This is a genomic window from Sinanaerobacter chloroacetimidivorans (genome assembly GCF_018128545.1).
Lineage (GTDB): Bacteria > Bacillota > Clostridia > Peptostreptococcales > Anaerovoracaceae > Sinanaerobacter > Sinanaerobacter chloroacetimidivorans.
The window spans coordinates 179,303-192,222 of sequence record NZ_JAGSND010000003.1 but is presented as its reverse complement, the minus strand read 5'-3'; the positions used below and the strand labels follow the sequence as shown (position 1 = coordinate 192,222).

At 43.9% G+C, this 12,920-nt stretch carries 12 protein-coding genes; all 12 read right to left on the bottom strand.

Features of this window, described 5'->3' with window-relative positions:
• Positions 1–27: 27 nt before the first annotated feature.
• Positions 28–1,368, bottom strand: coding sequence for a TRAP transporter large permease (locus KCX82_RS06295; protein ID WP_227017597.1), 1,341 nt, complete (start codon positions 1,366–1,368; stop codon positions 28–30).
• A gap of 2 nt (positions 1,369–1,370) precedes the next feature.
• The gene (locus tag KCX82_RS06290) at positions 1,371–1,901 is read right to left on the bottom strand and encodes a TRAP transporter small permease subunit (protein ID WP_227017596.1); all 531 of its coding nucleotides are present in this window, start codon (positions 1,899–1,901) and stop codon (positions 1,371–1,373) included.
• A gap of 81 nt (positions 1,902–1,982) precedes the next feature.
• Positions 1,983–2,378, bottom strand: a complete 396-nt coding sequence (locus tag KCX82_RS06285; protein ID WP_227017595.1) for a 4Fe-4S dicluster domain-containing protein — start codon at positions 2,376–2,378, stop codon at positions 1,983–1,985.
• A complete protein-coding gene (locus tag KCX82_RS06280) occupies positions 2,375–4,213 on the bottom strand; it encodes an aldehyde ferredoxin oxidoreductase family protein (protein WP_227017594.1) in 1,839 nt (612 codons plus the stop codon). Before KCX82_RS06280 ends, KCX82_RS06285 begins: the two co-directional genes overlap by 4 nt.
• A gap of 4 nt (positions 4,214–4,217) precedes the next feature.
• Entirely contained in the window at positions 4,218–5,213 is a 996-nt protein-coding gene (locus tag KCX82_RS06275; protein ID WP_227017593.1) for an amidohydrolase family protein, read from the bottom strand.
• A 52-nt stretch (positions 5,214–5,265) separates the two neighbouring features.
• On the bottom strand, positions 5,266–5,538 hold the full coding sequence (locus tag KCX82_RS06270; protein ID WP_227017592.1) for a MoaD/ThiS family protein: 273 nt from the start codon (positions 5,536–5,538) through the stop codon (positions 5,266–5,268).
• Positions 5,539–5,745: 207 nt separating this feature from the next.
• A complete protein-coding gene (locus tag KCX82_RS06265) occupies positions 5,746–6,855 on the bottom strand; it encodes a C4-dicarboxylate TRAP transporter substrate-binding protein (RefSeq protein WP_227017591.1) in 1,110 nt (369 codons plus the stop codon).
• Between the two features lie 107 nt (positions 6,856–6,962).
• Positions 6,963–8,300, bottom strand: a complete 1,338-nt coding sequence (locus KCX82_RS06260; RefSeq protein WP_227017590.1) for a TRAP transporter large permease — start codon at positions 8,298–8,300, stop codon at positions 6,963–6,965.
• Complete coding sequence (locus tag KCX82_RS06255) at positions 8,297–8,830, bottom strand: TRAP transporter small permease subunit (RefSeq protein WP_227017589.1); 534 nt, start codon at positions 8,828–8,830, stop codon at positions 8,297–8,299. Before KCX82_RS06255 ends, KCX82_RS06260 begins: the two co-directional genes overlap by 4 nt.
• 58 nt (positions 8,831–8,888) lie before the next feature.
• A complete protein-coding gene (locus KCX82_RS06250; RefSeq protein ID WP_227017588.1) occupies positions 8,889–9,581 on the bottom strand; it encodes a cyclase family protein in 693 nt (230 codons plus the stop codon).
• Positions 9,582–9,846: 265 nt separating this feature from the next.
• Positions 9,847–10,818 carry a cyclase family protein gene (locus KCX82_RS06245; protein WP_227017587.1) on the bottom strand — a complete coding sequence of 324 codons (972 nt, stop codon included), beginning with the start codon at positions 10,816–10,818 and terminating at the stop codon, positions 9,847–9,849.
• A gap of 119 nt (positions 10,819–10,937) precedes the next feature.
• Positions 10,938–12,734 carry a sigma 54-interacting transcriptional regulator gene (locus KCX82_RS06240; RefSeq protein ID WP_227017586.1) on the bottom strand — a complete coding sequence of 599 codons (1,797 nt, stop codon included), beginning with the start codon at positions 12,732–12,734 and terminating at the stop codon, positions 10,938–10,940.
• Positions 12,735–12,920 lie beyond the last annotated feature (186 nt).

The window sequence follows — 12,920 nt, the reverse complement described above, 5'->3', positions numbered from 1 at the left end:
TTATTGCTAATACACGTGTCTGGTAAATTATATTAAGCTTGGCAACCAAGTTACCAACGGTGGGAAGAAGATACATAGTAAAATTACTATGACCATCATAAAGATAAAAGGTGCGGCGCCTCTGAAGATTTCCTCGACTTTTACTTCATCGCCTATTGTAGATTTCATTGCAAATACTACCATACCAAAGGGCGGCGTCAGGATTCCCATCTCAACAACAATAATCATTACGATACCAAACCACAGTAAGTCCCAGCCATATACTGCTGCTACAGGAAGGATCAAAGGTACCATGATCAGTAAAATGGAGTTGGAATCCAGCACACAGCCTAATAAAACCAACGCTGCGCAGATCAGGAAAAGAACCATGCCGCTGCCCAATCCGGAATCAGCGATCATGCTTGCCAGCGTCACCGTAACACCGCTCATTGCCAGCATCCTGGAGTACATTTTTGCTGCGATCAGCAAAAACATTACAGTGGCGATTGTACCTGCGGAATCCATGAAAACAGCCTTGATTCCATTCCATCTCATGCCGCGTGCCATACTGATCAGGAAGGTTGAAAATGCACCCACAGCACTTGCTTCCGTAGGGGTGAAAAAACCGCCCCAAATTCCGCCGATAACTAACAAAACGACTCCAAATATGGGCGCAGATTTTATGAAAAGCTTTAAAAATCCCTGGGCATCTGTTTCCCCTTCCTCGGATTTTGCAACCCATTTTCCATGCTCATTTTTGAATCTGCCCCCCAGCTCCGGATTGATTGTGCACATCAGTATGATACCGATAGAGTAAATAAACACCATGACCAGTCCAGGAATTACGCCGGCCACAAAAAGCTTACCAATTGAGGTTTCGCTCAGCATTCCGTAGATGATCATCAAAACACTTGGAGGTATCAGCATTCCCAGTACGGAACTACCCGCTACGGCACCCAATGCCAGAGAGGTTTTATAATTGTAGCTTTTCATAGCCGGAAAACTGATTTTGCTGAAAACAGTAGCGGAGGCAACACTGGCTCCGGTAACGGCCGCAAAGACTGCATTGGAGACTACCGTAGCGATCCCCATGCCTCCCGGCAGCTTCTTTACCAGGTAATTCGCCGTATCGAACAAGTCCCTTGCGACTCCGGATCTTCCCATAAAGCTTCCCATCAGAATGAATAACGGTATCACCGTAAAAGTATACTCTTTCACTCCCGAAAAAGACGTCGTCCCCAGTAACGACAATGCGATGTTGAAATTACTGGTCAAAAGCCAGATGCCGATAAAGCTCATTAAAGCTAAAGAAAAAATAACATGAACCCCTAAAAGAACCAATACCAACAACCCTACAATAGATAATGCTGCAATGACAGCTGCTTCCATGCCTATTCACACCCTTCCCGATTCGTCTTTATCTTGCTTGAATTTCTAAATAAGGCTGCCACTGCTTCGATAAACTTTCTGAAGCACTGATATAGACTCATGGCAGAACCAAAAATAACGATCCACCAGATGGGGTAAAGCGGGAAGGAAAAGACCTCACCCTGTACATCTTTGATTTTCGTTGCATGAACCATAGGATCCCAACTAGAGACTATAATTCCTATAAACAAAATAATTCCCAATAGATATGAAGCCGCATTCATGAATTCAACTCCCTTTTTAGGCAGCTTTGATAAAATCATTGTCGATCTTACATGCTGCCCTAGCTTTGTTGCCCATGGCAGCATCAAAAAGACGATAGCTGCAGTCATATTTTGAGCGATCTCCGTTGTCCCTATGATGGGTTTGTGGAAGAAAACACGCCCGCATATGTCTCCGCAAATCAGGAACATAAGGCCAAACACGATCAGCGCTCCCAGAAAACTAGTGCCAAAACACAGGTTGTTCATAAAATGATTAAGTTTTTTAAGCATTTAACATAACCTCCAAGTTTCGTAATTGATGAAACCTTTTCATTATTTATGCCCTGCCGGAGCAGGGTCAAATACCTGCTATTATTTTACCTCTAAAGCTTGAAACGGACATTGCTTGACACATTGTGATTCTCCGCCGCACAAATCACATTTCATCGGGAATCCATCTTGTCCATCAATCAGCACCATATGAAACGGACAAGCTTTTACGCAGGCCAGACATTTGGTACATTTATCCCGGTTTATCGTGAGTACTCCCTCGTTGGCAGTTTCTTCGAAGGCATCAAATTTGCAGGCCTCCTTACAGAATGGGCGTTTGCACTGTCTGCAGAACATTGCCGTATTGGGTACAATTTCCCCTTCTTCCAGATAGCAATGTCCCCTATGCACGTTGAACTCTCCATATTTTTTGACACTGCAAACCAGCTGGCACATGCGGCATCCTGTACATTTTGACTTGTCGATATACATTCTCATGGCAAAATACGCTCCTCAATTCTATATCTGGCAACGGTTTCCTCCAAAGGAACCCCGTTTTCATCCCATCCACGCAATTCATAATACCGATCCAACATGTAATCCAGATCTTCCTGCTTAATATGGATTCCTTTCGGAGGGCCATCGGGTAAATCTTCATTCAAGATCCTCCAGGGCAATGTATCATCCTTTCTGCCGAATCCTTCTCTGATATTAAAGAGCCTTGCCAACGTTTCCGTTCTGTCGACCACCTCTTGAATATCTTCAATTTTATAATCGATGCCTGTCACCGCATTGACGTACTCAAGTAAAGGCTGCATCCCCATTCCGAGGCTTTTATGAGGGATATCGCAGATCATTAGGCTGTGCAGAATACAATTGTCGTCCTGAAGCTTTTTCACGATTTCCGCTTTTCCTTCAGCAATGTATGGCGGCACTTCCCGGAGTATTTCTTTTGAAGGCGGCCAGCATCTTCTATGACAGGCTCCTCTCGGCGTAACCGCATAGGTGAGGCCTGCGCCAAAGGATGCTCTGGGATCATAGCCCGGAAATTCCAGACCTTTCACTTCCAGCGTAAACTTATAGGAATCCTGGCCAATGATTTCGCTGGCTCTCTTTACGCCCATGGTTAAAACTTCCCCAAAGCCTCTTCGGTATCCGATATCCTCCATCAGTTTCAATGCTGCTTCATAGTTTCCAAAGCTTAAGTCCATGCCATCCAGATCAAAGTCTTTCAGCAATCCTCTCTCATAGCATTCCATAGCAAAGCCCACTGCAACTCCGGCAGAAATCGTATCGATTCCCACTCTGTCACAGACTTCGTTTCCCTTCAAAATAGCCGGGAGATACGTGATTCCCAGGTTGCTTCCGAGCAAAGCTATGGTTTCATATTCCGGACCTTCTACCACCAAGCCTTCGAAGGGTCCTTCCGTTACTTGGGTCACTTTGCTGCAGGCAATAATGCATCCCAGGCAGCTTCTGCTCTTTACCATTGCCGATTCTACTGCTTCGGCACCAATCAGTTCTTCCGCATTTTCGGTATATCCTGTCTTGAAATTTCTCGTTGGGAGCATCCCGGCTGCATTGGTGACGGTCAAGGTGTAAGGAGTTCCAAAACGCTTTCGGATTCTTCCCATAAAGCTTTCATCGGACATCTTGATATGTTCCCGGTTCAATCTTAATACCGCTTCGGGATCATGGCACTTGACACCTTGTTTCGTGCCGCGGGCAACGACTCCTTTTACATTTTTGGATCCGAGTATGGCCCCGGGACCGCCCCTTGCGGCTTGCCTTCCAAAATCACTGTTAACGGAAGCCAGATTTGATAATTTCTCTCCCGCAGGACCGATAACAATACGTCCATATTCCGGGCCATGGATTTCCTTCAGGGCTCTCTCCGCTTCATAGCAGTCCAGTCCCCAGAGTTTTCCGGCATCTCTGAAATATACATTGTCGTTATAGATTTCTATGTAACATGGGTTCTTGCTTTTTCCGGCAAGAATAAAACCATCATATCCGGCATATTTCAATTCCTGTGTGATGTATCCACTGGCATAGCTTTCTAAAATGGTTCCTGTTGCCGGTGATTTTGACACGATCACATATTTGCATCCGGATGGTACCGGAGTACCCGAAACCGCACCTGTAGTTAAAATGAATAAATTCTCAGGGGACAGCGGATCAACTCCAGGCGGCAGTAATTCATACAGCAGCTTCATGCCCAAACTTCGCCCGCCGATATATTTTCTGTACACATCTTCGGACAGTTTTATCTCAGACCAGCTTTCCGTAGTCAGGTCTATTTTTAAAATCTTTCCTGCAAAGCCTTTTAGCATCTCCTTACTCTCCTAAAAACAATTTTCTTGCATTTCCATTGACAATTTTTATATAATCCTCTTCGGGTAAATTCAAATTCCGTACCGTTCCATAGGGATCGTGGTCGGCCATATCATAGGGATAGTCAGTTCCAAGCAAAACCTTATCCGCACCTACAAGATCAACCAAAGCCCGCGTTCTCACCGGATCGTGCAAAATAGTATCAAAGTAAAAATTCTTTTTAAAATAATAGGATGGCAGCTTGTCAATATTCTTCTTAGATTCGCTTCTCTCAATATATCCGTGATCAAATCTTGCAATTTGATAAGGAAGAAATCCGCCGCCATGGCAAAGGACAAATTTCAACTCGGGCAGCTTTTCAAGGATTCCGCTGAAAATCAAGTGTGCTGCTGCTATCGTCGTATACATAGGGTTTCCGATAAAGTTTACAAGATAATAGTCTTCTAAAAATTTCTGGGGTCCATAGAAAAACGGATGTATGATAATTGTCATTCCCAGTTTTTGAACCTCCTCATAAAAAGGGAACAAGGCAGGATCCGCAATACTGCTTCCGTTTATTTCCGTTCCGATTTGTATTGACCGAAAGCCATACTCATACCGGATTTTTCTTAGTTCTTCTATAGCTGCTGCCGTATTTTGCAAAGGTACCGTTCCTACTCCAAAGAAACGTTGGCTGTCATTTTTTACGATTTCATAAATTGCATCATTGCTTACTTCTGCAACGTCTTTTGCCAAAGACAATGGGGCATCGTAATACAGCAATCTGGGTCCGATGGATATGCCCTGCAAATCAATATGTTGTTCATCCATCTCTTTTTTTCTGGCTTCCATATCAAAGAAAACAGCATCACAAGGATGATAATCACCATTGTCAAAGATCATATACTTTTCCCCGTTATCTGGTTTTGTCTTCAGATGGGCCCCAAAGGTTTCTCCCTTTTTCGCTTTTTCAATAAATTTTAATGGTAAAAAATGTGCATGAATATCAATAATTTCCATTTCAAGTTTCCTTTCCGAATCAATTTAAAACCAGTTCGACTTTTGCCATCGCTTAACCGCCTGAAACAAGTCCGGTAAGAAGGACTTTATCACCGTCGCGGATGAAGGTTTCCAGCCCCTGTGCCTTGTCAATGCTAACCCCATTAATCAATATCACCAGTTGGTGGTGCAGCTTTCCCTCTTCCGTAATGATCTCTTCCAAAGGAAAATGATACTGCTGCTGGAGCAATTCCAGACCATTTCGTAAAGAGATATAATCCGCATCCATAAAAACTTTGCTGGGCATTTCATTAAAAATTCCAAGCTGATACAATAATATTGCCAATCCATTCACCTCCTTTTTACGAGAGTTTGTTTTTCCATCAACACCAGTCATTAAAATTTCGGCTTATCTCCGCCCTGTTTGGTTCATGACTCACAGGGCGGAGGCTCTTTCCATATGCCGCATAAATTTAGCCGCATTTAATCAAAGGGGTTATCTATACTGTCTCTTTATTTTAATTGTTTTATTTACAAAAGGGAACTCCGCATATTACTGTACGATCCAGTCACGTGCAAAAGTGTGGCCCAGTTGCTTTTGCGCATCGATATAAGCATTCCAGATTTCGATTCCGGGGAAGCCCATTCCTTCTGCTTCGGAAGCTCTCACCTGAGGAATATTCGGCAGACCGGCGGCCCATTTTTCAATGTCTTCTTTTGGCATCTCACAAATCGTGAGGCCTTCTTTCTGCATGGCTTCCAGAGATGTAACATCCAGTTCCTTGGCAGCTTCCGCCGACTTTACTTCATACTCGGCAGCTACCTCTTCCATAATTGCCTGTACCTCTTCCGGCAGAGAATTCCAGACATCCAAGTTGATGGATATTCCCTGGATCGCATCGGCACCAAATCCTATCGCCGTAAAATACGGGGCTACCTCATGCAGCTTATATCGGTAGGATGCATCCGGCCACATAATCCATCCATCGTACACGCCTGTTTGGATGGAAGTATAGGCTTCGTTAAGATTAGATTGAACGGGAATTGCTCCTGTTCCTTCAAGCCAAGGAAGATTAGCGCCTGCTGCTGCAATTTTATGTCCTTTTAAGTCAGCCAGACTATTGACAGGGAAATTTGTGATCAATTCATAAGCTCCGGTTGGGCCAAGTGCCAAAAACTTTTGATTATAGGTGGCCCACAGGTCTTCATAAACATCGGCATATTCGTCCATTACCATTCTGGAAGCCTTTGTTACAATGGTCGGATCTGTTGATGAAAATGGTACATAATAGTTCATATTCATCAAGAAAAGCTTGGCATTTTCAAAGGCGTAGGAATTTACAAGCACATCCAGCAATCCATTCTGGCAAGCTGTCAAACCTTCCGGGAGCTTGGCAATGGTTCCGCCATATGCTTCGATCCATTCAACATCATAATTGGTTTCTTCGGCACATCTTTTGCTGATTTCAGCCTGGAAGAATTCCTGGGCAACCTGCGTATAGGCCATACCGTTTACCATATGTCCGCCGCCGATTTTAAGGGTGATGGTTTCTCGTTCACCGCCAGAAGATTGCGCGTCTTTTCCGCCGCAGCCAACGGCTGTCATGATGATCAGACAAATGATTAAGAGTAAATTGATATACTGAAATACCTTTTTTTTCATAATTCTTCTCCTTCATAATCATTTAGAATTTTATTATTATTTTCTTTCCCTCGATCAAATGCATAAATATCGAAGATCCGTATATTTACACAGCCAGTGTATCCTTTCTATTGCAGACTCGGAAGCCAGGTAGTCAATGATGGAAATGCAATAATAATCACTACTGCCATCGCCATCATCAATAGGAAAGGAATGACTCCCTTAAAGATATCTTCGACCTCAACGCCTTCCCCTATGGTTGCCTTCATTGCAAATACCACCATTCCGAAGGGAGGTGTCAAAAGTCCCATTTCAATAACGATAATCATAACGATACCAAGCCAGATCAGATTCCATCCAAAGGCAGCCGCAATGGGAAGAATCAGCGGAACGGTAATCAGTAGAATGGAAGTGGAATCCAATACACAGCCAAGTAAAATCAATACAAAGCAAATCATAAACAAAACGATCCCAGCTCCCAGACTGGAGTTTTGAACCATATTGGCCAGTGCCACTGTGGCACCGCTCATGGTCAGCATGCGTGAATACATCTGTGCGGAAATCAGCAAAAATAATATGGAAGATGTAGTCCCTGCAGTCTCCAGCAATACTTTTTTCAAGCCTTTCGGCCGCATTCCCCGTGCCACGCTCAAAATCAAAGTGGCAAAGGCACCCACCGCACTTGCCTCTGTCGGAGTGAAAAAGCCACCCCAGATTCCTCCCAGTACCAATATCACAATGATAAAGATCGGAAGCGCTCTTAACGATACCATCAGGAAGTTTTGAGTTGCCTCTTCCTCTACGGATGCGGAAATAACCTTTCCTCCGGCATTTTTTGCCCGCCCAGTTAGTTCGGGCTTTGCGATACTCATACCGATAATGCCGACACAGTAGATTCCTGCCAGAATCAGTCCCGGAACGATGCCAGCCAGAAAAAGCTTTCCGATGGAAGTCTCGCTCAGCATTCCGTAAACGATCATAAGCAGGCTGGGAGGGATCAGCATTCCCAAAACAGAACTTCCTCCCACAGCACCCAGTGCAAAACCTGGTTTGTATCGATGCCTTGACATTTCAGGAAGACATATTCTGGCGAAAACCGCAGCCGAAGCGACGCTGACTCCCGTTACCGCTGCAAATACCGCATTGGAAACGACGGTAGCAATTCCCAGTCCTCCGGGTAATTTTTTTATAAAATAATTCATTGCATCAAACAGATCCTTGGCAACACCGGATTGGCTCATAAAGCACCCCATCAATACGAATAGCGGTATGACGGCGAAGGTATAATCCCGGATGGCTTCAAAGGATGTGGTGGCCAAAATCGATAGAGCAATTTGTATTTTTTCCGTCATGAGCCATATTCCTATGAAGCTCATCAATGACAAAGAAAAGCCGATATGTACACCGAAAAGAATGAGGGTAAACAGACAAATCACGGATATAACCGCTACAGTGATCATGCTCATACCTGAATACCTCCTCCGTCATCCTCTGTTGTAAAGGTTGGATTTTTTATAGCTGCTGCTGCTTTAACGATTTTACTGATACACTGATAGCAGCTTAAAACCGATCCATAGATAATTACCCACCAGACTGGGTAAATGGGAACTCTCAGTCCTTCACCCTGAAAATCTTTTATTTTGGTTGCAAAAGTCATTGGCTCCCATGCTGAAAGGATTACCCCCAGAAACAGGCAGGCACCTACAAAATAAGCCGCTATTTCGGCACTGTAGGCCAGTTTAACAGGCAATCGGTTTTTAATCATCGTCGATCTGACATGCTGGCCAAGATAGGTGGCCCAAGGCAGCATCAGAAATGCAATGGCAGCCAGGGAATTCTGTACGATTTCAGGAGTTCCGATATTCGGATGATTGAAGAAGATTCTGCCTGTGACATCGAAGCAAATAACGATCATGATGATAAGAATTCCCACAGCTCCGATATAGCTTGAGACTGAGGCTAAGATATTCATAAAGCGATCAAACTTTCTTATCAAGATTTCCCCTCCTCTTTTCACATAAAGACAGTTGGCCTTTTTTATTACGATTCATCATTTAGTCTTCATCGACCACTGCAACCGCTCTGATCGGCGACCCATGGGCGCCCCTGATATTGAGAGGGAACCCAATGAACTGGAATCGTTTCCCGACAACCGGCCTTAAATCTGCAAGATTTTCCATATGGATCAGCCAATGAGCTCTGGAAACGAGATGGGATGGGAACGTCTTATCCTTTGGATTGTCCGTACTCGGCGCATCAATACCCATATTCACAATTCCTTTATCAACCAGCCATTGGGTTGCTTCGCCGTCGAGTCCGGCATATCTGCTCAAATATTCAGGAGTTCCGTATTGATTCACGTAATGGCCTGTATAAAGCAATACCGTGTCGCCCTCTTTGATCTCAATTCCAGCCTTTTCACAGGATTTTTCCAGGATTTCCTTTGTGATATAACCGTCGGGATCTGCTTCAGATGCATCGATGCAGACACCGCTTGTATAGAATTTCTCCAGCGGAATCAGATCAATTGTTGGTGCCGTAGGATCCGCATCCATGTGGCTGATGGCATCGACATGCGTAGGGCCGTGGTCGCAGAGCATAATTCCCTTTGATGCCCAGGAATACCCACCGGGGACTTTTACCGTACCTTCATGAGTATCATGATCCCAGATCACGGTTCTTACATGGCCTGGCCATACCGGCATACCATTATAAATCTGCTGTGTTAAATCATAAATTTTAGTCATCTCTTATCTCCTTTTCTTCTTAAGTTGGTATTACTGATACTGTTGATTATCGCAATTATCGTGCCATAATTTAAGTTTCCATGTTCACCTGCTTCCGGGGAGCCCAAGGCGTCCAAGAGGATTCCACGGCAGTATTGTTGTTTACTTTTTGTTATACGCCTCGTTTATTATGTAACATCTCTGACGTTGCAGGTAATTTCACGTATTTAAAACATCGGCATGGTATTTTGAATAAAATCATGTTTACTTTATGTAAATTCTTTTTCTATTTAACGGCAAGAGGGTTTGTCGGAGAACCTGCTCCGTTGGTAAACGGAAGAGAAGGAGCCACAAATAGAAACTCGTAGGAACCGTCTTTTGCACATTCTTCCGCGATTCCATCCAGGAAGAAGTTTTCTCCCATTGTAATTCCAAGCATAGGGATTGCCAGCCAGTGCCATGGCTGCAGGAATTCATCGCTTCTGTTAGGTCTGACCTCAACGCCCCAGGTATCTGTGGCCACTGCTGCAACTTCGTTCTTATGGAGCCATTCCAAGGTTTCAAACTCAAGGCCCGGAGCATCTCCGCCGGCATATTTGCCCCATACTCCCTCTTTCATATGCTTTCCTAAGAAGCCGGTTCTTACCAGCACAAAGTCTCCTTGTTTAACCTGTATCCCAAATTTTTCGGCGCAGGCAGTCAGATCTTCCGAAGTGATTCCCTGGCCCGGATCCATGGATTCGACTCCATGGAATCTGGCCATGTCCAGAAGAATCCCTCTTCCGATCAGCTTATCCCTGGTATTCTGAATCCCGCACTTATGACAGCCATAACTGTCAACATTTGCTGCAGAATAGCCGTTCCACATGATGACCTTTCTCTCATCGCCCTCATAATACTCATAAAACACATGCCCTAAAGCATCCCAGTGAGTCGCGCATTGCAGCGGCATCGTTACCACATCATCCGCATAACGCATATTAATGAAATCCTGCCTTCCAAGAAGGGCATCGGTTCCGGTATAAACCATGGTTCTATGCGGGTTGGTTCGTCCTCGTTCTCCCCATTGAGGACCGTTTACATCCAGAGGGATAGCCATAGGGAAAACCTTCCCCGTTTTTACCAGTTGGGCTGCATAAACGATATCCTGGGCATCAATATAATTTAACGTACCAAGCTCGTCGTTTTCCCCCCACTTATTCCAATTCTTCACTTTTTCCGCGTAAAGTTCCATTTTCTGCTTATCTACTTTACTCATTTGTTTCACTCCTTTACTTGACTGTAAGATATCCTATATAACAATCATTAAGCAAGGATAGTGCCATATAAAAAACATTCCAAAAAAATTTGGAATGTTTCATATTTTTATGAGTTTCATTATGAGATATTGTATTTATTTAATTTATAATAAAAAGCTCTCCGGCTCAATTGCAATGCTTCCATTGCTTTGGACTTATTGTTGCCGGCTTCCAGAATCGCCCTTTTGATTGCCTGCTTTTCGCATTCCATAACAAGCTCCTCCAGCGGCTTTGTATTTCCTATGATGACCACCGACTGTTTTTCCTCCTCAAAATCGTTCAGCCATAAATTGGAAGGCAGATGGAAAGGCTGAATCACACCGTTCTCAGCAAAGACAACGGAACGCTCTATCACATTTTCCAGCTCCCTTACATTTCCAGGCCAATCATAGAGCTCCAGAAGCTCAAGCGCTTCTTTTGAGATTGTGATGGGATCCTCTTCAGATTTGGAATATTTTTTCAGAAAATAATCCGACAACATTGGAATATCGCCTTTTCTTTCCTTTAAATCCGGCACGGTAACCATTACCACATTCATTCTGTAATATAAATCTTCCCGGAATTGTCCATCCACGATCATTTGCTCCAGATCACGATTGGTGGCCGAGATAACCCGTACGTCAAGTTTTTGCACTTTGGTCCCGCCGATTCGCTCATTCTCCATATTCTGCAGAATTCGCAAAAGCTTGGCCTGCATATAGACGGACATATCCCCAATTTCGTCCAGAAATAGGGTGCCGCCGTTTGCCAGTTCAAATTTCCCAGGCTTGCCCCCTTTTTTGGCTCCCGTAAAGGCTCCCTCGTCATATCCGAAAAGTTCGCTTTCCAATAACGCATCCGGGAGTGCTGCACAATTGACTGCAATAAAGGGACCTGTGGATCTGGTACTGGAAGCATGGATTGCTCTGGCAATCAGTTCTTTTCCTGCCCCGTTGCTTCCCCGTATCATGACCCTGCAGCTGGTAACGGCCGCTTTGGCGGCTATGGTCAATTGTTCCTTTAAACAGGCGCTATTGCCGATAATGGTTTCAAAAGCAGTAGGCAATGCCTTCTGGCGGTATATTTGTTTCTTGAAATATTCAGCCATATGTGTGGTACGCTCCAACCGCTCCGTTAAGGTCTGAACAACGGTAATATCTCTGATGATACAAATGCAGCCTACCACTTCTTCATCTACGATAATAGGAAAGGAAATCACTTCAAGCTGCATATCTTTGGAAGACAGCAGATTGTCGTTAATGGACTTCGCATTACGCAGCGTATTCATCGCGATGGTTCCCAAGCCCTCAAATTTCAGCTTATTTTTCAAGACATTTTCCATATCCTCACCGCAGATCTGAAGATAGGCGGAATTAGCGTAAACTACCTTTCCCATGGTATCCACGGCGACAATGGCTTCCTGGAGATTATTAAAAATCAGCGAAAACCGTTCATAAATACTTTTAATACTTTTTACTTCAATGGAAAATTCCCGGTAATCTTCAATGGCCTTTACAAAGGCCAACGAGCCGATAAGATTATTATCTCCGTCTACGATAGGAGTATATTTAGGCCTGACCGTGGCACCTGTAGTATTGAACTGAATTTCATCCTTTGTACTTGAAATCCCGGTTTCCAATACGTCAATATGACCTGTGCCAGGGAAAATTTCGCCTACCTGTTTTCCGAGAACCGATTCCATGGTTAAATTATGTATATTCAGCTGTTCTTTATTGACATATATGATTTCCTTTTCCTTATTTACAAAACATACGCCAACATCCAGGGAATCCAGGATTGCAGTAAGAAATGCATTCTGATATAACAGCCTTTCGAGGGCATCCTGGGGTACGTTGGGCCCAAAGTTATGTTTTGAATCCTGATGTAAGACTTTCATACTATCAACTTTGATTTTACTATCTTTACACATACCATTACCGCTCATGACATTACCTCACTTTCGCCATTGAAAAAGAGATGATTAACAAAATCTGACTGCAGAAACTTAAAGAGTCAGCCTGGTGATTGAATGATATTATAACACATTTTAAAAGCAGAAAAATAGCATATACTTTCTGGAATT

Coding starts and splice junctions, on each gene's coding strand:
- KCX82_RS06260 (WP_227017590.1), bottom strand. CDS start 8,300: ATGAGCATGATCACTGTAGCGGTTATATCCGTGATTTGTCTGTTTACC.
- KCX82_RS06285 (WP_227017595.1), bottom strand. CDS start 2,378: ATGAGAATGTATATCGACAAGTCAAAATGTACAGGATGCCGCATGTGC.
- KCX82_RS06265 (WP_227017591.1), bottom strand. CDS start 6,855: ATGAAAAAAAAGGTATTTCAGTATATCAATTTACTCTTAATCATTTGT.
- KCX82_RS06295 (WP_227017597.1), bottom strand. CDS start 1,368: ATGGAAGCAGCTGTCATTGCAGCATTATCTATTGTAGGGTTGTTGGTA.
- KCX82_RS06250 (WP_227017588.1), bottom strand. CDS start 9,581: ATGACTAAAATTTATGATTTAACACAGCAGATTTATAATGGTATGCCG.
- KCX82_RS06290 (WP_227017596.1), bottom strand. CDS start 1,901: ATGCTTAAAAAACTTAATCATTTTATGAACAACCTGTGTTTTGGCACT.
- KCX82_RS06280 (WP_227017594.1), bottom strand. CDS start 4,213: ATGCTAAAAGGCTTTGCAGGAAAGATTTTAAAAATAGACCTGACTACG.
- KCX82_RS06245 (WP_227017587.1), bottom strand. CDS start 10,818: ATGAGTAAAGTAGATAAGCAGAAAATGGAACTTTACGCGGAAAAAGTG.
- KCX82_RS06275 (WP_227017593.1), bottom strand. CDS start 5,213: ATGGAAATTATTGATATTCATGCACATTTTTTACCATTAAAATTTATT.
- KCX82_RS06240 (WP_227017586.1), bottom strand. CDS start 12,734: ATGAAAGTCTTACATCAGGATTCAAAACATAACTTTGGGCCCAACGTA.